Raw genomic sequence first — 23,508 nt, 5'->3', positions numbered from 1 at the left:
GCGTACGCCGTCCGGATGGTTTCTTGTTCATCGCAAAACTCCTTGTCGCCAGCCCTCGCTCTGGCCGGCTGCTTGCCCGGAGTCTGCTTTATCTCACCTGTTCAGATTCGCGGGGCCACTTCTGCCCAAGCGCTGGAACCAAGTTTGCGGTGCCCAATGGGATGCAGACGAGCAAAGGGAAAGGGGGCCGACTCAGGCGCATGTGCGCAAGATGTTTTGCGCCACCGCCTCCCCCACCCGAATCCCATCCACCCCCGCCGACAGAATGCCGCCCGCGTAACCCGCGCCTTCGCCCGCCGGGTACAGGCCGCGCACGTTCAGGCTTTGCAAATCGTCGCCACGGCGGATGTTGACGGGGGATGAGGTGCGGGTTTCGACGCCGGTCATCACGGCGTCGGGCAGGTCGTAGCCCTTGATCTTGCGGCCAAAGGCGGGCAGGGCGTGGTGCATGGCGTCGGTGGCCCAGCCGGGCAGGGCGGCGTGCAGATCAGTCCAGTGCACGCCGGGCTGGTAAGACGGCTCAACGGTGCCCACACCGATGCTGGCGCGGCGGGCCAGAAAGTCGGCCACGCGCTGCGCAGGTGCACGGTAGTTGGCACCGCCCAAGGCGTAGGCACCGCTTTCAAGCTGGCGTTGCAGTGCGATGCCGCCCAAGGGGTGTGCCGCATCGGCGGACAGAGCATCGACCCCAAATGATTCGCCCAACTGGGCTTCAAACAGTGCCGCATCGCGCGGAAAGTCGCCTGGCTCGATGCCGACCACCAAGCCCGCGTTGGCGTTGCGTTCGGCGCGCGAATACTGGCTCATGCCGTTGGTGACCACGCGGTGCGGCTCGCTGGTGGCGGCCACCACGGTGCCGCCGGGGCACATGCAAAAGCTGTAGACGGTGCGCCCGTTGGCCGGGCCGACATTGACGTGGTGTACCAGCTTGTAGTCGGCCGCACCCAGCAGCGGGTGGCCGGCGTGGCGGCCCCAGCGGGCGCGGTCGATCAGGCTTTGCGGGTGCTCGATGCGCACGCCGACGGAAAACGGCTTGGCCTGCATCGCCACGCTGCGCCGGTACAGCTGCATGAACAGGTCGCGGGCGCTGTGGCCCAGCGCCAATACCACGTGGCGGGCGGGCAGTTCATAGCGCTCACCGTTTTGAAGGTTTTCGACCGTCAGCGCTTGCAACACCTGCGTACCATGCTCTTTTTCAAGTAGCACATCGGCCACGCGGTGCTGAAACCGGATCTCGCCGCCCAGGGCGATGATTTGCGCGCGCAGGTTTTCTACCACCTTGACCAGCTTGAAGGTGCCGACGTGCGGGTGCGCCACCCACAAAATCTCCTCCGGCGCGCCTGCGGCCACAAACTCTTGCATCACCTTGCGACCCAGGTGGCGCGGATCGCGGATCTGGCTGTACAGCTTGCCGTCTGAGAACAGGCCCGCGCCGCCTTCGCCGAACTGCACGTTGCTTTCGGGGTTCAGCTCGGCTTTGCGCCACAGGCCCCAGGTGTCTTGCGTGCGCTCGCGCACCGGCTTGCCGCGCTCCAGCACGATGGGTTTCAAGCCCATCTGCGCCAGCACCAGCGCGGCAAAAATGCCGCAGGGGCCAAAGCCCACCACCACGGGACGCTCGCCGTTGTAGTCCGCAGGCGCGGCCACGGGCGGGTGCCAGGCCATATCGGGTGTGGGCTGCACGTGCGGATTGGCCACCAGGCGTTGCAGGCACGCGGTTTCTTGGGCGGCATCGGCCAAAGCCACATCGACGGTGTACACCGCCAGCAGATCGACCTTGCGGGCGTCAAAGCTGCGTTTGAAGATCGTCAGGCCATGCAGTGCTGATTCGGGCAATTGCAGCTTGGCGGCCGCCAGCGTGGTCAGCTGCCCTAAGGGCGCAGCGGCCTGCGCCAGCGGCAGGCGGAGTTCTGAAAGGCGGATCATGGGGCGGGGCTTGTGACGATCAAGCAAGGCTGGTGATGATACGCATGAATGCATGGCGCGCGTTGCATCGCATCGTTGCAGCGCACGTTGGTGCTTTTGTTATGGGGCTTGGCGCGCACCAAAGATCGCCGTGCCCACGCGCACCAGGGTGCTGCCTGCGGCGATGGCGGCGTCCAGGTCGGCGCTCATGCCCATGGACAAGGTGTCCAGCGCCAGACCGGCGGCATTCATCTGGTCAAAAATGGCTTTGGCGCTGTGGTGCACGGCGTAAGCAGCTTCAAAATCAGGCGCGGGTTCAGGAATGGTCATCAACCCCCGCAGGCGCAGCCGGGGCAGGGCGGCCACGGCGCGCGCCAGTGCCAGCGCATCGGCCGGGGCTGTGCCGGATTTGGTGGCCCCGCCATCCACGTTGATCTGGATGCACACTTGCAGCGGCGGTAGGCCATCGGGCCGCTGGGTGGACAGGCGCTCGGCAGTTTTCAGCCGGTCAATGCTGTGCACCCAATCAAAATGCGTGGCCACCAGGCGTGTTTTGTTGCTTTGAATGGGGCCGATGCAGTGCCATTGCAGGGGCAGATCGCGCAGGGCGGTGATTTTGTCCACCCCTTCCTGAATGTAGTTTTCGCCAAAAGCGCGCTGCCCAGCCTGGTAAGCGGCCCGCACAGCGTCGGCCTCAAAGGTTTTGGATACGGCCAGCAGCGTGACATCTTGCACGCCACGGCCCGCCAGTTGGCAAGCTGTGGCAATCCGGGCACGCACGTCTTGGAGATTGCTGGCGATGGTCGTCATAATGCCCGCAGCCTATCAAACTGAAACACGTGTTTCATTGTTATTTATAAAAGGTTTGTCGTGGACATTACCCAACTGCTGGCGTTCAGCGTCAAAAACAAAGCCTCGGACTTGCACTTGTCGGCCGGTTTGCCGCCCATGATCCGCGTGCACGGCGACGTGCGCCGTCTGAACGTAGAGCCGCTCGATCACAAAGAAGTGTTCGCGATGCTCTACGACATCATGAACGACAACCAGCGCAAGATCTACGAAGAAAACCTGGAAGTTGATTTTTCGTTCGAGATTGAAGGGCTGGCGCGCTTTCGTGTCAACGCTTTCAACCAGAACCGGGGTGCGGCGGGTGTGCTGCGCACGATTCCCAGCAAGATTTTGACGCTGGAGCAACTCAATGCGCCCAAGATCTTTGGCGATTTGTCGCTCAAACCGCGCGGGCTGGTGCTGGTGACCGGGCCGACGGGCTCAGGCAAATCGACCACGTTGGCGGCCATGGTTAACCACCTGAACGAAATCGAGTACGGCCACGTGCTGACGGTGGAAGACCCGATCGAATTCGTGCACGAATCCAAGAAGTGCCTGGTCAACCAGCGCGAGGTGGGGCCGATGACCCACAGTTTTGCCAACGCCCTACGATCAGCCTTGCGTGAAGACCCCGACGCCATTTTGGTGGGCGAGATGCGGGATCTGGAAACCATTCGCCTGGCCATGACCGCGGCTGAAACCGGCCACCTGGTGTTCGGCACGCTGCACACTTCCAGCGCTGCCAAGACCATCGACCGGATTATCGACGTGTTTCCGGCTGAAGAAAAAGAGATGGTGCGTGCCATGCTGTCCGAATCGCTGCAAGCGGTGATTTCGCAAACCCTGTGCAAAACCAAGGACGGCCAGGGTCGTGTGGCGGCGCATGAAATCATGATCGGCACGCCCGCCATCCGCAACCTGATCCGCGAAGCCAAGGTGGCGCAGATGTATTCGTCTATTCAGACCGGCAACAGTTTGGGCATGCAGACGCTGGATCAGAATCTGACCGATCTGGTGCGCCGCAACGTCATCAGCGCCCACGAAGCGCGCGCCAAGGCCAAGATTCCGGAGAACTTCCCTGGCTGATGCGGGGCAATTATTTTTGAATAACAACAGCTTTTAGCGCCATAAATATATGTGTTAATAGCTATCAAGTTAGTATCAACACAGGGCTGGAGGCGCAACCAGCCCGCGCCGCCCTCAAGGATTCGATATGGAACGCGATCAGGCCAGTAAATTCATCAACGATCTGCTCAAGCTGATGCTCACCCGGCGCGGCAGCGACTTGTTCATCACGGCAGAATTCCCGCCCGCCATCAAGGTGGACGGCAAGATCACCAAGGTGTCGTCGCAAAACCTGACGCCTGCGCACACGCTGTCGCTGGTGCGCGCGGTGATGAACGACAAGCAGGCGGCCGAGTTTGAGCGCACCAAGGAGTGCAACTTTGCCATCTCGCCCGCTGGTATCGGACGTTTTCGCTGCAACGCTTTTGTGCAGATGGGTCATGTGGGCATGGTCATGCGGGTGATTCCGCAAGAGCTGCCCACCATCGACAAGCTGGGCATGCCCAAGGTGCTGAAAGACGTGGCCATGAGCAAGCGCGGCCTGACCATTTTGGTCGGCGCGACCGGATCGGGTAAATCGACCACGCTGGCGGCCATGGTGGACTGGCGCAACATCAATAGCCACGGCCACATCGTCACGGTGGAAGACCCGGTGGAATTTGTGCACCCGCACAAAAACTGCATCATCACCCAGCGCGAAGTGGGCCTGGACACCGAGGACTGGGAGGCGGCGCTGAAGAACTCGCTGCGCCAGGCACCCGATGTCATCCTGATGGGCGAAATCCGCGACCGCGAAACCATGGAACACGCCATTGCCTTCGCCGAAACCGGCCACCTGTGTCTGGCCACGCTGCACGCCAACTCGGCCAACCAGGCGCTGGACCGCATCATCAACTTCTTCCCGGAAGAGCGCCGCCAGCAGTTGCTGATGGATTTGTCGCTGAACTTGCGCAGCCTGATTTCGCAGCGCCTGATCGCCAAGGAAAGTGGCAAGGGCCGCACGGCGGTGGTGGAGATCATGCTGAATTCGCCCTTGATTTCTGACCTGATCTTCAAAGGCGAAGTCGGCGAGATCAAAGAGATCATGAAGAAAAGCCGCGAGCTGGGCATGCAGACCTTTGACCAGGCGCTGTTCGATGCGTTCGAGGCCCGCCTGATCAGTTATGAAGACGCGTTGCGCAACGCCGATTCGATGAACGATTTGCGTCTGCAAATCAAGCTGACCAGCCAGCGCGCCAAATCCACCGATTTGTCGGCGGGCACTGAACACCTGCAAATCGTCTGAGGCGGTGACGCCACAGCGACCCAGCGTCAGGGCGATCCAGTTTGGGTGGGTTGGGCAGGTTCGGCGTCTGAACGCCTGAAGATCAACAGCGATTCGTTGTCGTCAGTGGGGCGCTGAATCCGCGCTTGTGCATTCCAATGTAACGGGTGAATCGCCTCGGGCAGCGTGTATTGCGCGTCCACGTCCACCAGCAGCCAGGTGCAGCGCGGTGTGGTACTGGCTGGCACGGGTTGCCAGCCGCCATGAAAGCGTACCGCCGCCACCTGGGCGCTGGACAACCCATAGACCTCGACGCAAGGCGTATCGCCCACCACCTGCCTGACCTGGCGTATTTGCGGCGCAAAGCTGCGCGCATAGTCAAAGGCCGGCAACCACAGCGTGCCCAGCAGCAGCCAGCACAGCGCGGTGCCTGATGCGGGCAGCACCAGGCTTTTCCACAGTGCCGTGCGGTGGCGGCCAGTGCGCCAGCGGGCCAGCAAAACCCAGGCGAGTGTGCCCAGCACGGCGATGGTGAACGCGGCGATACCAAACGAAGGTGCAAACCCTGGAGCCAGGCGGGCCACGTTGGAAGCGGGTTTGGCTGGAAAACCGGTTTGCACCGACACCCAGATGACCCAGATGGCCCCCATGCACACGGTAAAGAACAAGACGGTGAACCAGTCGATCAGCGCGCTGGCGCTGCGTGAAAAGGTGGGCAGGGCAAATGCCGCCAGGATGGCCAGCGCGGGAATGGCCAGCAGCAAGGCGCGATCGCCTGCCGACGTGAAGATGGAAGCCAGCAAGGGGACAGCGGCAAACAGCGCAGGCAGACCCAGGTGTGGGTTACGCCACAACTGCGCCAGTTGACGCCGCCATTGCCACAAAGCCCAGAGCGCGAACAACGATGCAGGCCACAAGAACCAAACCAGCAGCTTGAGCATGCCGCGCCATTCGCTCCAGCGTCCAGACGGCCATCTGAATTCCCAGCGCAGTAAGCCCAGTTTCGTCGACAGTGCTGCTGTGAGCACCAGAGACGCCAGCAACGCCATCGCGACGATCAGGCTGAGGTGTGTAGGGGATTCTTTGTTGAACCTGCGCGATGCCAGCCAGCCCAGCCAGATCAAAACGCCCTCAATCAACGCGAATGATGGCGCGCCAGACAAGGCCAACCCAGGCAAGCTGAACATCAGAACCACGACGGCGCGCCACGGCTGGGCCGATGCAGCGGCCAGCCCGTACAGCGTGAGGGTGCTGAAAAAAAGCTGGGCCAGTGCGGGGGTGGTTTCGTGCGAGAACTGGGCCAGACCCAGCGTGGCCACCAGAGCCAGCAGCCCGCCGTCAGCCAGCGCATGGGCGTAATGGGGGGGCGATGCTTCGCCGCCAAAAGCCAGCGTGATCGGCTGGGCACCAGGTAAACGCGCCAGGTGGTACACGGCATACCAAGTGGCGACCAGGGTGCCCACCAGCATGGCCATGAAAGGCAGGCGTGCCGCAAACTCTGGGGCCACCCATGCCGGTGCGACCTGCATGGCCCATGCACCCAGCCAGTAAGGCAGCAAGGCTGTGGTGTCGGCCCGTTCGCCCATCAACGTGGGTTGCAGCCAGTGTGGCCAATCGGTGTGCCCCAGCAACTCCAGCATGACTCCGAACGAGGCGATGTCGGCGTTTTTCCAGGGTTCGCGCCCGATGTAGCCCGCCAGCACGTACACGCCGCACAGCAGCAGCAAGGCCCAGCGCGGCAAGCGCCGCGCGGCTTCCTGGGTGACGAGGGCGGGGCGGGGCAGGTTCAAGACCGAAGCTGTAGGTGAAATTGTCAGAAATGCGCCAGAGGAACAATGCACACGCCGGGCGTGCAGCGTGGTGCGATGTTACAAAAAAGCAAAAAGGGCAGCGCGGTGACCCGTGCTGCCCTTGCTTGGTGGGTGCTGCCTTGTGGCAACTGGCCCGATCAGCGTGCGACTTTGCCGAAGCGGTTGCGGAACCTCTCGACCCGGCCACCCATGTTGTCCACCGATTTTTGCGTGCCCGTGTAGAACGGGTGCGATTCGCTGGAGGTGTCGAGTTTGAACATCGGCAGCTCGCGGCCATCGTCCATTTTCACGGTTTCCTTGGTGTTGACGCAGGAACGGGTGACGAACTTGAAGCCGTTGGACACGTCGACGAAACATACTTCGCGGTATTCGGGGTGAATGCCTTCACGCATGATGAAATCCTTATGGGTCGTTGCGGCAGCCGCGCCAGACCATTCTGGCGTACTTTTCGCTGAACGGAGCATTATAGCCTTTTGATGGAGCACCAAGGCATCCTTTTCGTGTGATGCCTGAAGCACCTGCGGTGCACGCAATACCAAGGCACTGATGGCCGCAGAGCAGGCCAGTTCAATGGTACCTGTGGCCGGGATTTCCCAGGACACTGGGTGCGCCCCCTTGAGGGGGGAGGTGAAACATCGCGCAGCGAGTGGCACCACGGGGGTGTGCCATTTCAGCCGCCGCGCCGCATCATGTCAAAAAACTCGACATTGGTTTTGGTCGCTTTCATGCTCTTGATGACCATTTCCATCGCCTCGATCTCGTCCATGTTGTACATGAACTGGCGCAGAATGCGGGTCTTTTGCAGCACCTCGGGCGGCAGCAGCAGCTCTTCGCGGCGGGTGCCGGATCGGTTGAGCTGGATCGAGGGGAACACGCGCTTTTCGTACAAACGGCGGTCCAAGTGAATCTCGCAGTTGCCGGTGCCCTTGAATTCTTCAAAGATCACCTCGTCCATGCGGCTGCCGGTGTCGATCAGCGCGGTGGCGATGATGGTCAGGCTGCCGCCTTCTTCCACGTTGCGCGCTGCGCCCAGAAAACGCTTGGGCCGGTGCAGGGCATTGGCGTCCACGCCACCGGTCAGCACCTTGCCCGAGGATGGCACGACGTTGTTGTAGGCGCGCGCCAAGCGGGTAATGGAGTCCAGCAGGATCACCACGTCTTTTTTCAGCTCCACCAGACGCTTGGCACGCTCGATCACCATTTCGGCCACGTGTACGTGGCGCGAGGCTGGTTCGTCAAAGGTGGAAGCGATCACCTCGGCGTTGACCGAGCGTTGCATGTCGGTCACTTCTTCGGGCCGCTCGTCCACCAGCAGCACCATCATGTGGCTGTCGGGGTAGTTGGCGCTGATGGCGTGGGCGATGGTTTGCATCATCACCGTTTTGCCGCTTTTGGGTGGTGCCACGATCAGTGCGCGCTGGCCTTTGCCGATGGGTGCGATCACGTCGATGATGCGGCCGGTGATGTTCTCTTCGCCCTTGAAGGCGTCGCGTTCCAGCCGCATCAGCTCGCGCGGGAACAGCGGCGTGAGGTTCTCGAACATCACCTTGTGCTTGTTCTGCTCGGGCGGGCGACCATTGACCACGTCCAGCTTGGTCAGGGCAAAGTAGCGCTCGCCATCTTTGGGGATGCGCACCTCGCCTTCGATCATGTCGCCAGTGTGCAGGTTGAAGCGGCGCACCTGGCTGGGGCTGATGTAGATGTCGTCCGTGCTGGCTGTAAAGCTGGTGTCCAGGCTGCGCAAAAAGCCAAAGCCGTCGGGCAGGATTTCCAGCACGCCGTCAGCAAATACCTGTTCGCCCGCCTTGGCGCGTTTTTTGATGATGGCAAACATCAGTTCTTGTTTGCGCATGCGACCAGCGTTGTCGATTTCCAGATCTTCGGCCTGCTTGAGCAGTTCAGAAACGTGCAGCGCTTTGAGTTCGTTTAAGTGCATGGGAAATGGCGTTCAGCGGTAGGACTGGCGATGCATCGACCCACAGGCCGACGGCTCCAGAAAGCAGAAAGAACGTTGGTATGTGTTGGGGAAAAATCAGTGCCGTGTACAGGGACTGCTTTCAAAGTGCGTGATCACCAGCGGATCAAAGCACCAGACCGTGGCAATGGATCGCATGCCTGCGGGTCAGTGGGCGGATTATGACAGGAATTTAGGCCGCCGCCACAAGCGCCCATGCGTGTGACGGCCGCGAGGACTTGGCTCAGGCTGCCAGTTGCTGGTCGATAAATTGCGACAGTTGCGCCTTGGTCATGGCACCTACCTTGGTGGCAGACAGTTGCCCGCCTTTGAACACCATCAGCGTGGGAATACCGCGAATGCCAAACTTGGCCGGCACCGCGCGGTTGTCGTCCACGTTCACCTTGGCCACTTGCAGCTTGCCGTTGTATTGCGTGGCCAGATCGTCCAGCGCAGGGGCAATGGCTTTGCAGGGGCCGCACCATTCGGCCCAGAAATCCACCAGCACCGGTTTGTCCGATTGCAGGACGTCGGCGTCAAAAGAGCTGTCGCTCACGTGTTTGATCAGGTCATTGGCCATGAGGCACATCCTTCCAAAATAAGGGTTATCCATGCGGATAAAGTAGGGCGATTGTGACAGATACGTGGGTGCCCACCGCCTTGATACAAGATCAACACTCGCTATGACGACGATAGCTGACGCCTTGCCCGATCACGCCTTTGCCGCCATGCTGGCCGCCTGGCATGGCCTGCTGGCCGATCTGCACGGGCAGTTGCACGAAATGGCCGCCCACCCGGCGCGCAGCGTGGTGTTGCTGCCGTTTGCGCAACTGGTGCCGTTGGCGCAGCGGCTGTGGTCTGCGCAGTTTCCGCAGGCGTATGTGCCGCGTTTTGAGACCACGCGCAGTTGGGCTGCTGCTGTGGCCGTTGAAGAGTTCGGCAGCACCGACTTGCAGTTCAACCCCGGTCGCGATGCGCTCACTGCGGCAGCTTTGCTGGACAGCGCTGGCTTGGGCGTGCAGCGCGATCAACTGGCGGCCGCGCTGCTGGCGCAGGCCACGCCATTGGGGCAGGTGGCCGCCAGTCTGCCCCCCGATCAGCGCCCAGCCTGGGCTGCACAGGCGCGTGCTGTGCTGCCGCCCGCAGGGGACGGCCCGCTGGCGCTGGAAGGCGCGCTGGCCCAACTGGCGCTGGCCTGGGCCAACAGCTCCAGCTACGCCACCGACGCCTTGTTTTCTGAGCGCACGGGCCGCACGCTGGACGCGCTGGTCATCGTGCCCGGCTTGCAGCGCGATGTACTGGCCGAATCATTGGCACAGCACTACGTTGAAAAGCTGCTCACCTTGTCCGCCCCGCTGGTGGAGGTGCCGGGTCAGATTGCGCTGCACCACTGCACCGACGGTGCGGACGAGGCCGAGCGCGCCGCTGCCTGCGTGTTGCGCCATCTGGCGGCGGGCCACACGCCGGTGGCGTTGGTGGCGACCGACCGTTTGACGGCACGCCAGGTCAGCGCCCTGCTGTCGGTGCGCGGCGTGCCGTTGCGTGATGAAACGGGCTGGAAACTGTCCACCACCCACGCCGCCGCCCAGCTCATGGCCGTGCTGCGCGCCTGTGCGCCGCAGGCCAGTACCGATACTGTGCTGGATGCGCTTAAGCTTGCCCCCGGGGTTTACGCCGAGGCGGTGCGCGTGCTTGAACAAGGCTTGCGGCGCGATGCCATCCGCCACTGGGTACAAGCCGAAACGCGTGGGACAGGTTCACTCCCGGTCAATGCGGGCCTGACGCCGCAAGCGCCTATGGCCTTGATGACCGACATGCGTGCCGACATGGCGGCACCCCGCACGCTGCATGCCTGGTTGCAAGCTGCCCGCGCGGCCTTGCAGGCGCTCGGCCTGTGGGTGCCGATGCAGCAAGATGCCGCTGGGGCCGCCCTGATCGACGCGCTGGACTTGTCCGAACACGCACTGGCTGACTTGGCCGATTGGCCGCCCGCCCAGCGTCGCATGGGCCTGCACGCCTTCATCCGCTGGGTCAGCGATACGCTGGAAGCGGCCACCTTCCGCCCGCCATCGACGGCGGACACGGCTGATGCCCCGGTGCTGATTTTGCCGCTCAGCCAGTTGCTGGGTCGCCCGCTCGCGGCCCTGGTGCTGCCCGGTGCCAACGAGCAGCACCTGCCTGCCGCGCCCGAACCTGTCGGCCCCTGGAGCGCTGCCCAGCGCCAAGCCTTGCGTTTGCCCACGCGCCAAGAATTACAAGCTGCCCAGCAGCAGGCGTGGCTGTCGGCGCTGTCGGTGCCGCATGTGGATGTGCTGTGGCGCAGCGGTGACGACAATGGCCAGGCGCTGATGCCGTCCCCGCTGGTGCAGCCGCTGCTGGGGCCTGACCGGGTGCAGCCCGTCAGCCTGCCTGCCGACACCGCTGATCCGCGCGAGGATGCCGCGCTCGTGTCCGTCCCCGTGGCCCCGCCTGCGCCCGGCGGCACGCTGGTGCCTGCCGTGTCATCGTTGACCGCCAGCGCCTACGCTGCCTTGCGCGATTGCCCCTACCGCTTTTTTGCCCAGCGCTTGCTGGGGCACCAGGACGATGGCGAGCTGGATGTTGATCTGGACAAGCGCGATTTCGGCACCTGGTTGCACGCGGCGCTGCAGCGCTTTCACCAGGCTTTGCAGGCTGAGCCTGACGCGGATCGCCCTGCGCTGATGGACGCTGCTGCGCATGCGGCCGCCCAAGCCCTGGCGTTGGACGAGGCGGAGTTTTTACCCTTTACAGCCAACTGGCCTGCGCTGCGGGATGGCTATTTGCAGTGGCTGGTCGAGCATGAACAAACGGGCGCGCGCTTTGAAGCCGCCGAGCGCGCCGCCCAAGCCACGCTGGCCGATGCCGATTTACCCACGCCGCTGCAACTGCGCGGGCGGTTTGACCGTGTGGATCGCCGCGCCGATGGTGGGCTGGATCTGATTGACTACAAAACCGAGCAGCCCCAAAAAACCCAAAACCGTGTCAAAGCAGGCAGTGGCGACACGCAACTGCCGTTTTATGCGCTGCTGGCGGGCGAGCGCCACACCAGCGCCGCTTACGTCAACATCAGCGAGCGCGAGGGCACCAGCAGCCACCGCCCGCCGCACTTGCCCACGCTGGCCGCGCAATTGCGCGCAGGCATCGTGCACGACATGGCGCGCATCGCCGCCAATGCGCCGCTGCATCCGCTGGGCGAAGGCGCGGTGTGCGACTGGTGCGAGATGCGAGGGCTGTGCCGCAAGGATTTTTGGGCATGAAAACGCATCCCCTTTCAGTCGCACTGCGCGCGCCCGTCCCCCGTCATCTTCGGGCGGAGGGCAACACCCGTTGCCGACGCAGGTTCAGCCACGGCGTTCGTCGGCTTGCGTCTTGGTGTTGTGCGGGGCGGTGTGTTGAGTTGCGTTGCGTTGAGCGCGGTTGATATGAAGGCATTGAAATGACCCTCCCCGCCTATGAGCTGAACGGCGCGCCCTGCACGCGCGAGAAGTTCTACGCCGTGGCCTGCGACCCGCGCCGCAGCGTGGTGGTAGAAGCCTGCGCCGGTGCGGGCAAGACCTGGATGCTGGTGTCGCGCATTCTGCGTGCGCTGCTGGAGCCTGCCACCGATGGCCGCGCGGTGCAGCCGCAGGACATTTTGGCCATCACCTTCACGCGCAAGGCCGCGGGCGAGATGCGCCAGCGCCTGCACGAATGGCTGGAGCAGTTTGCCCACGCGCCTGTCGAAGACCTGCAAAAAGAACTGATGAGCCGTGGTTTAAGCCCGCAGCGCGCACTGGATCTTCATGAGCAGCTACAAAGTTTGCACCAATGTCTGCTCGACCAAGGCCGCTCAGTACAGATTCGCACCTTTCACAGTTGGTTTGCTGCGCTGCTGCGCACTGCGCCGCTGGGCCTGCTCGATCATTTGGGCCTGCCTGCCCAGCACGAGTTGCTGGAAGACGACGCCGATGCCCGCGCCGAGCTGTGGCGGCGCTTTTTGCGCACGTTGTGGGGCGAGCAGGCCTTGCAGGCCGACTACACCGCGCTGGTGCGCCAGTTGGGCCGCCACAGCGCGCACGAGGCGCTGAACGCCGCGCTGGACAAGCGCGTTGAATTTGCCCGCGCCGATGCGGCGGGCGTACTGGATGGTGCGGTGCCTACGGCAGGTCAGTGGTTCTCGCGCTTTGCCGGTTTTGCCCAACCGCGCGATGCATGGTTGAGCAGCGAGCGTGGTCGCACCCTGCTGCAAGCCGCCGCCAGCGCCATGCTGGGCGGCACCCCCAGCGTGGCAGCGCAAGGCCAGCGGCTGCAACAGGCGCTGGCCTTGCCTGCATCAGAACAGGCGTGGGCTGCCGTGCAGGCTGAGCTGCTGACCAAGGCCGGCGCGGCGCGCAAAGTCAGCGACAAACTGGCGGGCCGCGATGCCGTGTGCGCCGCGCAAGACGAAGTGCTGGCCGTGCTGGCCGCTGAGGGTCAGCAGGCGGGGCACGACTTTCACTGGCGCATGGTGCGCCTGGTGCGCCGCCTGACGGCCGAGTTTGCCGATTTGAAGCGCGAACGCGGCTGGGTCGACATGGGCGATCTGGAAACCGCCGCGCTGGCGCTGCTGGCCGATCCGGTGCTCTCGGGCTGGGTGCAAGAGCGGCTCGACCACCAAGTGCGCCACCTGCTGATCGATGAGTTCCAGGACACCAACCCGCTGCAATGGCAGGCGCTGCATGCGTGGCTGTCGGGTTATGCCGGGGCGGGCGGTGGCGGCGGCCTCAGCGTGTTCATCGTGGGCGATCCCAAGCAAAGCATTTACCGCTTTCGCCGCGCCGACCCGCAGGTGTTTGCCGCCGCGCGCGATTTCGTGTGCCAGGCGCTGGGCGGCGACGCATTGTCCAGCGACCATACGCGCCGCAACGCCCCGGCGTTGATCGACGCCGTCAACACCGTGCTGGGCCAGGCCCAGCAGGCGGGTGCGTTTGCGGGCTTTAGGTCCCACACCACCGAGTCCGAGGTGGCAGGCGAGCTGCTGGCGCTGCCCGTGGTGCCGCGCCCGGCCAAAGACGCGCAGGCCGATAGCGGTGACGCTGACGATGATGATGATGGCGATGCACCTGACTTGCCACCGTGGCGCGACAGCCTGAGCACCCCGCGCACAGAGCTGGAAGAAACCCTGCGCACGCTCGAATGCCGTCAGGCCGCACAGTGGATTGCCACGCAAATCGCTGCTGGGGCGGCGCCACAAAGCATCATGGTGCTGTGCCGCCGCCGCCAGCCGCTGGGCCTGTTGCAGCGTGAGCTGCGCAGCCTGGGCATTGCCGCCGACCAGCCCGAGGCGCTGTCGCTGGGTGAGCTGCCCGCCGCGCAGGATGTGGTGGCGCTGGTCGATGCGCTGGTCAGCCCCGGTCATGATTGGTCGCTGGCGCGCGCGCTCAAATCGCCCCTGTTTGGTTTAAGTGATGCGCAACTGGCCACCATCGCCCAGGCTGCCCGTGCCACAAAGGGCGCGGATGGTGCGTCCCGCCCGCCCCGCCCATGGCTTGAAGTGCTTTTAAATCAGGAGCAACCAGCGCTGGCAGACATTGCACCATCGGCTGATTTAATGCAGTACCAACAATGGCTGGGGCAACTGCCGCCGCACGATGCGTTGCAAGCCATCTACCACCACCGCGACGTGCTGGCCCGCTACGCCGCTGCCGCCCCGGTGGCCGAGCGCGAACACCACGTGCTGCAACTGCGCGCGCTGCTCACGGCGGCGCTGCAAGTCGGTGGCGGGCGTTTTCTTACCGCTTACCAGTGGGTGCGTGCGCTGCGCCACCAAACCTTGCCTGTGCCCCAGCCCGTCAACCCGCACGCGGTGCAACTGCTCACTGTGCATGGTGCCAAGGGGCTGGAGGCTGACACCGTGCTGCTGCTCGACACCCAAAGCGGTAGCACCCCCGCGCGCGGCCCGGCCGTGCTGATCGACTGGCCCGGCGAAAGCGATGCCCCGCGCAGCCTGAGCTTTTTGTCCAGCGAGAAAAGCGCCCCGCCCAGTGCGCAGGATGTGCTGACCACGGAAGTCGCCGCCCGCGCCCGCGAAGAGCTGAACGCGCTGTACGTGGCCATCACCCGCGCCAAGCGGCGCTTGGTCATCTCCAGCTTTGCGCCGCACCGCAACAGCGATAGCGCCTGGTGGCCGCGCTTGCAGCCGCTGTGTAAACCGGTGGACTCACTGGCCGATGTCCTCGAAAGCGCATTGATGGCAGACGGTGCGTGGAAGGCGCAGGCGCGCCAGGGTGGCACAGAATTTTCATGGAAAAAACTGCCGCCATCGCCTGTGTATAAGGCGACAGACGCTATTAAATCAGAAGCAACATTGAAGGCGGGTGCTACCACCACCGACGCCACCCGCCTGGGCGAGGCCATGCACTGGCTGCTGGAACACGCCAGCGACACCCCACAAGGCTGGCGGCCTGAGCGCCTGCGCCAAGCCCGCCGCCGCTGGGCGCTGGACGGCGCACTGGCCGAGCAGGCCGAACGCCTGGCGCGCCGCATCTTCACCGGCGAGGCCGCCTGGGCCTGGTCGCCCGATGAAGTGCTGCAGGCGTTTGACGAAATCGAACTCACTCACCAAGGCCAGCGCCTGCGCATCGACCGCCTGGTGCGCCGCCGCGCTGTGGCGGCTGCGCCTGAAAGCTGGTGGGTGCTGGACTACAAAAGCGCCGCCCAGCCTGAACGCAACCCCGACCTGCTGGCCCAACTGGCCCGCTACCGCAGCGCCATTGAACAGTTGCACCCCGGCGAGGTGGTGCGCGCCGCGCTGCTGGGTGGGGATGGGCGCATGAGCCTGGTCGAATAAGCAGCGCATCAATAAGCGGCACACAACGCGCGCCCTGTCCTGAGTCTGCAAGCCCTTTTGGCTGGCACGATTGCAGCACGGAAAATTTGAAATACGTATTACTGGACAATCGACCAATAATGTCCGATACTCTGCGCCGCTATGGCCCGTCCCTCCCGTCATCTGGATGCTGAACTGCTGAACGCTGGTGAACAGCTTTACCCGCAGTGGGGCAGCGCGGGGCTGTCGGTGCGGCGGGTGGCGACGGCGGCGGGGGTTGCACCGGGCATGTTTCACTATCACTTTAAGAGCAAAAGTGATTTTGTGGGCACGCTGTTACAGCGGTTTTACGACGGTTTTTTTGTCCAGCTTGACGCCCAGGCGCATGCGCCGGGCGAGCCGCTGGAGCGGCTGGCGCATGTGCTGGCGCTGGTGGCGCGGCTGCTGCGCCGGCACGGGGCCATGCTGCGCCGCGTGTTGGCCGATGCCGACGCGGGTGAGCCGGTGGTGCTGGACTTTGTGCGCCGCAACGTGCCGCGCCACGCGACTTTGCTGCTGGGTTTGGCCGATGAGGCCGAGCGCGCCGGGCAGTTGCAGTCCATGCCGCCGCTGACGCGCTTCAGTTTCTTGATGGGCGCAGTGGTCACCCCGGTGCTGGCACTGTCGCGGGTGCAGTCGCTGGGGGTGGCCCCCGAAGCGCTGGCGGCGCTGATTGACCCGCAGGTGCTGTCAGACGAGGCGATCGAGCAGCGCATTGCGCTGGCGTTGGCGGCGTTGAGGCCACCGGGCACCTTGCCGCCGCAGGCCCAAAAAACCAAAACCACCCAAGTGGCCACAAAAAGGAAAACATCGTGAGGGTATCGATTTGTGTTGGCTCGGCAAAGCGGGTGGCTGCCCAGGCCGTGTGGGCGGTGCTGGTGACATTGGCGGGTTGCCAGCAAACGCAAGACACCGCCTGGTCGGGCTATGCCGAGGGCGACTATGTCTATGTAGCCGCACCGGTGGCTGGCCGCCTGGCGCAGCTGGACGTGCGTGGCGGTGAGCAGGTGAGTGCAGGCGCACCACTGTTCGCGCTGGACGCCACGCCCGAGGCCCAGGCGCGCGATCAGGCGCAGGCCCAGCTGGAAGCGGCGCGCGCGCAGTCGGCCAACCTGCAAACGGGCCGCCGCCCGGACGAGATTGCCGAGATCGAGGCGCAGGTATCGCAAGCGCGCGTGCAGGCCGACTTGGCCGCGCGCGACTGGGCACGCAAAGCGCCGCTGGAAAAGCAGGGGGCTGTGTCGCACCAAGATGCCGACGCCGCCCGCAGTGCACTGGCGCAAAGCCGCCGCCGCGTGCAAGAGCTGGAAGCGGCCCTGCGGCTGGCGCGCCAGCCCGCGCGCGTGGCCGAACGCGCTGCCGCCCAGGCGCAGGCCCGCGCCGCCAGCGCCGCACTGGCCCAGCAACAGTGGCGCGTGAGCGAGGCTGCGCAAACCGCGCCTGAAGCGGGCCTGGTGCACGACACCTATTTCCGTCCCGGCGAATGGGTGCCTGCCGGACAAGCCGTGTTGGCGCTGCTGCCGCCTGCGCGCATCAAGGCGCGGTTTTTCGTGCCCGAAGTGGCGGTGGCGCAGATCAAACCCGGTTCGACGGTGCACATCCGTTGCGACGGCTGCGGGGCACCGATGACGGCGCAGGTATCGCAGGTATCTGACCAGGTGGAATACACGCCACCAGTGATTTATTCCGACAGCCAGCGCGCCAAACTGGTGTTTCGCGTGGATGCGCTGCCCGCGCCTGAGCAGGCCACGCGGCTGCACCCCGGCATGCCGCTGCAAGTGACGCTGGCCGATCAAAAGTCTGAATGAGAGATGGCTTTGGTGCAAGAACCACCTGCGCAAGAAGCTACAAATAAAGAAGCGTCCAATGCACCGACAGCCCCAGACGGTGCCTGGATCATCGACGTGCGCGGGCTGACCAAGCGTTACGGTGCACGCGCTGTGGTGGATGATGTGGACATCCAGCTCGCTCCTGGTCGCATCTGCGGCTTTTTAGGCCCCAACGGCAGTGGCAAGACCACCACCATCCGCATGCTGTGCGGCCTGCTGACGCCCGATGCGGGCGAGGGCACTTGCCTGGGGCTGGACTTGCGTCGCGATGCATTGCGCATCAAACGGCAGGTGGGCTATATGACGCAGCGCTTTGGTTTGTACGAAGACTTGTCGATCCGCCAGAACCTGGACTTTGTGGGGCGCTTGTTTGAGTTGCCCCATCGAAAGCGGGCCGTAGACGATGCGTTGGAACGCCTGGGCCTGGTCGGGCGGCAGCACCAATTGGCCGGATCGCTCTCGGGCGGCTGGAAGCAGCGGCTGGCGCTGGCCGCCTGCCTGATCCACAACCCCCGCTTGCTGCTGCTCGATGAACCCACGGCGGGGGTGGACCCCAAGGCCCGGCGCGATTTTTGGGACCAGATTCACCAACTGGCGGCGCAGGGCATCACGGTGCTGGTGTCCACGCATTACATGGACGAGGCCGAGCGCTGCCACGAGCTGGTGTACATCGCCTACGGCAAGGTGCTGGCGCGCGGCACCGAGCGCGACATCGTGCAAGGCGCGGGCCTGCACGTGGCTGAAATCACCGGCACCTTAAGCGCGGCGCAGGACGCGGCTTTGCGTGCGGCCCCCGGCGTGCAAAGTGTGGCCGCTTTTGGCACCAGCCTGCACGTCACTGCCACTGACCCAGCCGCACTGCAAGCGGCATTGGTGCCGCTGCGCAACCAGTCCGGCCTGCATGTGCGTCCGGCCAATGCCAATCTGGAAGACGTGTTCATCAGCCTGATTGGACGGGCGAAAGACAATTATGGGAATGGTTAGCCCCCCTGAGTCGGCTTCGCCGCCTTCCCTTCAGGGGGACAACACCACTGGCCGGGGAAACCCCGGCCACGGCGTTCGCTGGTATGGCTTGCGCCGCAGCCTGAGTGCGGGGCGCGTGTTGTGAACCGCTTTTCGCTGGCCCGGGCGTACGCGGTGTTCATCAAAGAGTTTCAGCAGATGCTGCGTGACCGCATGACGTTTGCCATGGCGATCTTGATGCCGGTGATTCAGATGGTGCTGTTTGGCTACGCCATCAACACCGACCCGAAGGATTTGCCCATGGTGGTGGTCGCGGCCGAGCAGGGGCCGTTGCAGCGCAGCCTGGTGGCGGCCTTGCAGAACACCGACTACTTTCGCGTCGTGGCCAGCGGCGTGGCCGAATCCGAAGGCGATGCCATGCTGGCGCGTGGCGATGCGCAGTTCATGCTGGTGTTTCCGCCGCACTTTGAACGCGATGTGCGGCGCGGCCTGCGCCCGGTGCTGTACATGGCGGTGGACGCGACTGACCCAATGGCCGCTGCCAACGCCATGGCCTCGCTGGAGCAGGTGGGCCGTCAGACGCTGGCCGCTGAGTTGCGTGGCCCGGGTCAAGCGGTGGCGCCTGTGCCGAGTCGGCTGGATTTGCGCGTGCACAAGCGCTACAACCCCGAGGGGCTGTCGCGCCTGAACATCGTGCCAGGGCTGATCGGCACCATCCTTACCATGACCATGGTCATGCTGACCAGCATGGCGATGACGCGCGAGCGCGAGCGCGGCACGATGGAAAACCTGCTCGCCACCCCGGTACGCCCGTTGGAGGTGATGGTGGGCAAGATCGTGCCCTACGTGGTGATTGGCTACGTGCAGCTGGCGGTGATCTTGGCTGCAGCGTGGGGGCTGTTCAACGTGCCGCTGCTGGGCAGCTTCAACCTGCTGATGGTGATGATCGGCGTGTTCATCGTTGCCAATCTGGCGGTGGGCTTTACCTTCAGCACGCTGGCGCGCAACCAGTTGCAGGCCATGCAGATGACGTTTTTTTTCTTTCTGCCGTCGATGCTGCTGTCGGGCTTCATGTTCCCGTTTCGCGGCATGCCTGAGTGGGCGCAGTGGCTCGGCGAGGCGATGCCGCTGACACATTTTTTGCGCATCGTGCGCGGCATCATGCTCAAAGGCACCGGCATGGCCGAAGCGTGGCCCGATCTGTGGCCGCTGCTGACGTTCATGGCCGTCGTGGGCGTGCTCGCTCTCAAGCGCTATCGGCAGACGCTGGATTGAGGCCCGGCCGCAAACCCGTGGCCGGGATAATGGCCGACATGACTCATTCAGACCACAGGCAAGACATGGCCGCTATCGACGTTGTCATCATGGCCGCAGGCAAGGGCACACGCATGAAAAGCCGCCTGCCCAAGGTGCTGCACAAACTCGCCGGACGCCCCATGCTGGCCCACGTGCTGGAGGCCACGGCGGCGCTTGGCGCGCGATCGGCGGTGATCATTACCGGCCATGGCGCTACAAAAGTAGAAGCGTTTTGTGCTGAATGGAAGGGCGCGAAAAGCAAAAATCATGCTGAAAGTATGGCGCTGCGCACCGTGCGCCAGGAGCCGCAACTGGGCACCGGCCACGCGGTGCAGCAAGCCGAACCGGTGCTGCCTGACGACGGGGTGACCTTGGTGCTCAACGGTGACACGCCGCTGGTGCGCGCTGAGACTTTGCGCCAATTGATCGCGCTGTGTGACGGCAGTCGCGTCGCGCTGCTGACGGTGGACACGGGCGCGGATGCAGGTGCCTATGGCCGCATTGTGCGCAACGCAGGCGGTGCCGACGCCCCCGTGCAGGCCATCGTTGAGGCCAAGGACGCTACGCCTGGTCAGCGCGCGCTGACTGAGTGGTATTCAGGTGTGATGGCCGCGCCTACGGCGCTGCTCCAAAAATACCTGGCGCTGCTGACCGACGACAACGCGCAAAAAGAGTTTTATTTGACCGATGTGGTCAAGCACGCCGTGGCCGATGGCACGCCGGTACAAGCGCTGCGCATTGGCGATGCGGTGGAGGTAGCGGGCGTCAACAGCCCGGTGCAACTGGCCGAGTTGGAACGCGGGCTGCAACTGCGCCAGGCACACGCCTTGATGGAGGCTGGTGTGCGCATCGCTGACCCGGCACGTTTTGATTTGCGCGGCACGCTGGAATGTGGGCCGGACGTGGAGATCGACGTGGGCTGCATCTTCGAGGGGCAAGTGTGTCTGGCGGACGACGTGCGCATTGGCGCGCACTGCGTGATTGCCAACGCACGCATTGAAGCCGGGGCAGTGATCCACCCCTTTACCCACATTGACGGTGGCCAGCAAGGCGTGGTGGTTGGCCCCAGCGCGCTGGTGGGGCCTTACGCCCGCCTGCGTCCCGGTGCGCAATTGGGTGCCGAGGTGCACATTGGTAATTTTGTTGAAATCAAAAACAGCACCCTGGCCGCTGGAGCCAAAGCCAACCATCTGGCCTATCTGGGCGATGCCACGGTGGGCGAGCGGGTGAACTACGGCGCGGGCAGCATCACCGCCAATTACGACGGGGCCAACAAGCACCGCACGGTGATCGAAGCCGACGTGCACGTGGGCAGCAACTGTGTGCTGGTGGCCCCGGTGACGCTGGGTGCGGGCGGCACGGTGGGCGGCGGCTCGACCATCACGCAGAGCACACCGCCGGGTGCTTTGAGCGTGGCGCGTGGCAGGCAAGTGAGCTTTCCGAACTGGTCGCGACCCGTCAAGAAATGAATCAACAAGAGCGTAAAAAGGTGCGCGGCTGCTTGTGCCGTAGCGATCTCAAACCTGCTGGGTGCTGACCCAGGTGCTGTCATCTGCTGCCCCGCGCTTGGCCTTGGGCGCATCGGGCAAGCCCATCAAGTCGGTCACCGAAGGCGGCTGTGTGTGTTCAAAACCGGGGGGCAAGCCTGTGCCGGGCGTCCGGTTGCCAGGTGATGCCAATGGGCCGTCTTCAGGGTGCAGCGCGTCGTCTGCCGCTTCTTGCGCCTCGGTGGTGCGCAGCAGGCGACGGAATTCAGACGCGGGAGGAAGCGTGCGGATGCTGCGCTTGAGCCGCACCAGCGGAATCTGGGCGGTTTTCAGGACACGGTGTTTTTCTTTGGCGTCGCGCGCGGCATCTTCGGCGCTGTCGTGCAAGGCGTCCAGCTCAAAGGCGTAGGCTGGGTTGCCTTTGCGATCGCACACCACGTAATCCACTACATGGGTGTTCAGTCGCCGCTGTACGCCCAGCCGATCCTGTGTTTTGCGGGCCGACACGATGTGGGACAAAGCCACACGAAACAGCACTTGGCGGCCATGAAACGCATGTTGCAAATAATTCAGCAGTTCCATTTCGACTGCCGAAATGACCGGCGTGGCTGAAAACTGATCGGTGGCCGTGATCGGTTTGCCGTTGGTGGCCAGTTGCATTCGCTGGTAGGCCCACCATGCGAACGCTCCCACACCCGCCAAAACGACCATTAATAAAAAGGTCACTGTAATAATCCCTCGTCATTAAGTTAGTGCTTACAACGGCGATGATGGCGCGTGGCTGCGTGCCGTCAAGGTCGATGTGTAACTTAAGGTGAATCGAGCGCGGCCCAGCGTTCCAGCGCTTGATGAAGCTCATTTTCAATAGCGCTGTCGCGTGCTTGCAATTCGATGGCGCGTTGCAAGTCGGTTTGGTACAGCGTGCCGTCGGCCAAGGCGGTATGGATGGCTGCTTGCTCAGACTCCAGCGCTTCAATGTGGGCGGGCAGAGCTTCCAGCTCGCGCTGTTCTTTGTAGGTGAGTTTGCGCTTGGTGCTGGTTCCGGAAGGTGCGTTTGCAGTTGGAGTGGCCTTAGGGGCTGATGGCTTGGTCGCTAAAGCCGGTATGGCAGCAGGCCCGTCCGTGGAAAGCTCGGCCAGCGCTTGCCAGCGGGCAGCTTGCAGCAGCCAGTCATCGACGCCGCCTTCGTATTCGCGCCATTGGCCTGGTCCGCTCCAGACCAGCGTGCTGGTGACCACATGGTCGAGAAAAGTCCGGTCGTGGCTGACCAGAAACACGGTGCCTGGATAGTCTTGCAGCAACTCTTCCAGCAGCTCCAGCGTGTCGATATCGAGGTCGTTGGTGGGTTCGTCCAGCACCAGCACATTCGCCGGGCGGGCAAACAGGCGGGCCAGCAGCAGGCGGTTGCGCTCGCCACCAGACAGGCTGCGCACGGGCGAGGTGGCGCGTGCGGGGCTGAAAAGAAAATCGCCGAGGTAGCTTTTGACGTGTTGGCGCTTGTTGCCAATCTCTATCCATTCGCTGCCTGGGCTGATGAAGTCTTCCAGCGTGGCGTCCAGATCCAGGGCCGTGCGCATCTGGTCGTAATAGGCCACTTGCAAATTGGTGCCGCGTTGCACCTGGCCTTGATGGGGCGTCAGCTCACCCAGGATAATTTTGAGCAGAGTAGATTTGCCCGCACCATTGGGGCCAATCAGCCCGATCTTGTCGCCGCGCAATACCGTCATGCTGAGGTCTTGCGCAATGCATTTGTCGCCATACGAGAGTCCAACGCCTTGCAATTCAGCCACCAGCTTGCCTTGGTAGCCTGCGACGTGGGCGTCAACGTCCATGCGCACGCGACCGGTGGCGTGCCGCCGCGCGGCGTGCGCTGAACGCAGATCTTGCAGCCGATTGATGCGGCCTTGCGCCCGGGTGCGACGTGCTTCCACACCTTTGCGAATCCACGCCTCTTCTTGTGCCAGCAGTTTGTCGGCGCGCGCATGCATCGTGGCTTCTTGTGCTGCCTGCTCGGCTTTCAGAGCCTGATAGCGTTCAAAATTGCCGGGGTAGGAAAGCAGGTGACCGCGATCCAGTGCCACGATCCGGGTTGCCACGTTGTTCAAGAACGCGCGGTCGTGCGTCACAAATATGACGCTGCCTTTGAACTTTTGCAGAAGGTCTTCCAGCCAGCCAATGGCATCCAGATCCAGGTGGTTGGTGGGTTCGTCCAACAACAACACGTCTGGGCGTGTGACCAAAGATTGTGCCAGCGCCACC

Annotated in this window: 17 protein-coding genes (1 of these 17 running past the window's edge); 9 read left to right on the top strand and 8 right to left on the bottom strand. The window is 63.7% G+C overall.

Annotation, left to right across the window (positions count from 1 at the left end; all coding sequences use genetic code 11):
• Positions 1 to 192: 192 nt before the first annotated feature.
• Complete coding sequence (locus ACK5NW_RS08645) at positions 193 to 1,926, bottom strand: NAD(P)/FAD-dependent oxidoreductase (RefSeq protein ID WP_416927068.1); 1,734 nt, start codon at positions 1,924 to 1,926, stop codon at positions 193 to 195.
• 99 nt (positions 1,927 to 2,025) lie between these two features.
• A complete protein-coding gene (locus ACK5NW_RS08640) occupies positions 2,026 to 2,715 on the bottom strand; it encodes a YggS family pyridoxal phosphate-dependent enzyme (RefSeq protein WP_416927066.1) in 690 nt (229 codons plus the stop codon).
• Positions 2,716 to 2,775: 60 nt separating this feature from the next.
• Here ACK5NW_RS08640 and ACK5NW_RS08635 point away from each other — a divergent pair, with 60 nt between their 5' ends.
• Together ACK5NW_RS08635 and ACK5NW_RS08630 are read left to right on the top strand one after the other, a co-directional pair.
• Complete coding sequence (locus tag ACK5NW_RS08635; RefSeq protein WP_416927064.1) at positions 2,776 to 3,819, top strand: type IV pilus twitching motility protein PilT; 1,044 nt, start codon at positions 2,776 to 2,778, stop codon at positions 3,817 to 3,819.
• 127 nt (positions 3,820 to 3,946) lie between these two features.
• The gene (locus ACK5NW_RS08630; RefSeq protein ID WP_416927062.1) at positions 3,947 to 5,083 is read left to right on the top strand and encodes a PilT/PilU family type 4a pilus ATPase; all 1,137 of its coding nucleotides are present in this window, start codon (positions 3,947 to 3,949) and stop codon (positions 5,081 to 5,083) included.
• A gap of 26 nt (positions 5,084 to 5,109) precedes the next feature.
• On the opposite strand, the gene ACK5NW_RS08625 is transcribed toward ACK5NW_RS08630, so the two are convergent.
• The 4 genes from ACK5NW_RS08625 to trxA form a co-directional block, all read right to left on the bottom strand.
• Positions 5,110 to 6,852: a hypothetical protein gene (locus ACK5NW_RS08625; RefSeq protein WP_416927060.1), complete on the bottom strand. Its 1,743-nt coding sequence runs from the start codon at positions 6,850 to 6,852 to the stop codon at positions 5,110 to 5,112.
• 158 nt (positions 6,853 to 7,010) lie between these two features.
• Positions 7,011 to 7,265 carry a type B 50S ribosomal protein L31 gene (locus ACK5NW_RS08620; protein ID WP_416927058.1) on the bottom strand — a complete coding sequence of 85 codons (255 nt, stop codon included), beginning with the start codon at positions 7,263 to 7,265 and terminating at the stop codon, positions 7,011 to 7,013.
• 278 nt (positions 7,266 to 7,543) lie between these two features.
• Entirely contained in the window at positions 7,544 to 8,809 is a 1,266-nt protein-coding gene (rho, locus tag ACK5NW_RS08615) for a transcription termination factor Rho (RefSeq protein ID WP_416927056.1), read from the bottom strand.
• Positions 8,810 to 9,071: 262 nt separating this feature from the next.
• On the bottom strand, positions 9,072 to 9,407 hold the full coding sequence (gene trxA, locus ACK5NW_RS08610; RefSeq protein ID WP_416927054.1) for a thioredoxin TrxA: 336 nt from the start codon (positions 9,405 to 9,407) through the stop codon (positions 9,072 to 9,074).
• A 103-nt stretch (positions 9,408 to 9,510) separates the two neighbouring features.
• Here trxA and ACK5NW_RS08605 point away from each other — a divergent pair, with 103 nt between their 5' ends.
• The 7 genes from ACK5NW_RS08605 to glmU all read left to right on the top strand — a co-directional run bounded on the left by ACK5NW_RS08605 (position 9,511) and on the right by glmU (position 21,231).
• Positions 9,511 to 12,105: a PD-(D/E)XK nuclease family protein gene (locus ACK5NW_RS08605; protein WP_416927052.1), complete on the top strand. Its 2,595-nt coding sequence runs from the start codon at positions 9,511 to 9,513 to the stop codon at positions 12,103 to 12,105.
• Positions 12,106 to 12,284: 179 nt separating this feature from the next.
• Positions 12,285 to 15,656 carry a UvrD-helicase domain-containing protein gene (locus ACK5NW_RS08600; protein WP_416927050.1) on the top strand — a complete coding sequence of 1,124 codons (3,372 nt, stop codon included), beginning with the start codon at positions 12,285 to 12,287 and terminating at the stop codon, positions 15,654 to 15,656.
• A gap of 141 nt (positions 15,657 to 15,797) precedes the next feature.
• Positions 15,798 to 16,490, top strand: coding sequence for a TetR/AcrR family transcriptional regulator (locus ACK5NW_RS08595; protein WP_416927047.1), 693 nt, complete (start codon positions 15,798 to 15,800; stop codon positions 16,488 to 16,490).
• Positions 16,487 to 17,482 carry an HlyD family secretion protein gene (locus tag ACK5NW_RS08590; protein WP_416927045.1) on the top strand — a complete coding sequence of 332 codons (996 nt, stop codon included), beginning with the start codon at positions 16,487 to 16,489 and terminating at the stop codon, positions 17,480 to 17,482. The genes ACK5NW_RS08595 and ACK5NW_RS08590 overlap by 4 nt, the downstream gene beginning before the upstream one ends.
• Before the next feature lie 12 nt (positions 17,483 to 17,494).
• A complete protein-coding gene (locus ACK5NW_RS08585) occupies positions 17,495 to 18,487 on the top strand; it encodes an ABC transporter ATP-binding protein (protein WP_416927043.1) in 993 nt (330 codons plus the stop codon).
• 120 nt (positions 18,488 to 18,607) lie between these two features.
• Positions 18,608 to 19,741, top strand: coding sequence for an ABC transporter permease (locus tag ACK5NW_RS08580; protein WP_416927041.1), 1,134 nt, complete (start codon positions 18,608 to 18,610; stop codon positions 19,739 to 19,741).
• A 38-nt stretch (positions 19,742 to 19,779) separates the two neighbouring features.
• Entirely contained in the window at positions 19,780 to 21,231 is a 1,452-nt protein-coding gene (glmU, locus tag ACK5NW_RS08575) for a bifunctional UDP-N-acetylglucosamine diphosphorylase/glucosamine-1-phosphate N-acetyltransferase GlmU (RefSeq protein ID WP_416927039.1), read from the top strand.
• Between the two features lie 48 nt (positions 21,232 to 21,279).
• Here the strand turns inward: glmU and ACK5NW_RS08570 are convergent, their stop codons facing one another.
• Positions 21,280 to 21,942, bottom strand: a complete 663-nt coding sequence (locus ACK5NW_RS08570; protein ID WP_416927037.1) for a DUF2726 domain-containing protein — start codon at positions 21,940 to 21,942, stop codon at positions 21,280 to 21,282.
• Positions 21,943 to 22,058: 116 nt separating this feature from the next.
• A protein-coding gene (locus ACK5NW_RS08565; protein WP_416927035.1) for an ATP-binding cassette domain-containing protein crosses the window boundary here: on the bottom strand, positions 22,059 to 23,508 show its 3' portion. It continues 455 nt past the right edge of the window; 1,450 of the gene's 1,905 nt are visible here — the last part of the coding sequence; its start codon lies beyond the right edge, outside the window; its stop codon occupies positions 22,059 to 22,061.

The organism is Ottowia sp. (genome assembly GCF_047975795.1).
In the GTDB taxonomy this organism is placed as follows: Bacteria; Pseudomonadota; Gammaproteobacteria; order Burkholderiales; family Burkholderiaceae_C; genus Ottowia.
This window is presented reverse-complemented; position numbering and strand designations above follow the sequence as displayed.

Bases quoted from the DNA above. Each gene is read 5' to 3' on its own strand.
- ACK5NW_RS08630 (WP_416927062.1), top strand. From the start codon at position 3,947: ATGGAACGCGATCAGGCCAGTAAATTCATCAACGATCTGCTCAAGCTG.
- rho (WP_416927056.1), bottom strand. From the start codon at position 8,809: ATGCACTTAAACGAACTCAAAGCGCTGCACGTTTCTGAACTGCTCAAG.
- ACK5NW_RS08620 (WP_416927058.1), bottom strand. From the start codon at position 7,265: ATGCGTGAAGGCATTCACCCCGAATACCGCGAAGTATGTTTCGTCGAC.
- ACK5NW_RS08645 (WP_416927068.1), bottom strand. From the start codon at position 1,926: ATGATCCGCCTTTCAGAACTCCGCCTGCCGCTGGCGCAGGCCGCTGCG.
- ACK5NW_RS08600 (WP_416927050.1), top strand. From the start codon at position 12,285: ATGACCCTCCCCGCCTATGAGCTGAACGGCGCGCCCTGCACGCGCGAG.
- ACK5NW_RS08640 (WP_416927066.1), bottom strand. From the start codon at position 2,715: ATGACGACCATCGCCAGCAATCTCCAAGACGTGCGTGCCCGGATTGCC.
- glmU (WP_416927039.1), top strand. From the start codon at position 19,780: ATGACTCATTCAGACCACAGGCAAGACATGGCCGCTATCGACGTTGTC.
- ACK5NW_RS08605 (WP_416927052.1), top strand. From the start codon at position 9,511: ATGACGACGATAGCTGACGCCTTGCCCGATCACGCCTTTGCCGCCATG.
- ACK5NW_RS08595 (WP_416927047.1), top strand. From the start codon at position 15,798: ATGGCCCGTCCCTCCCGTCATCTGGATGCTGAACTGCTGAACGCTGGT.
- trxA (WP_416927054.1), bottom strand. From the start codon at position 9,407: ATGGCCAATGACCTGATCAAACACGTGAGCGACAGCTCTTTTGACGCC.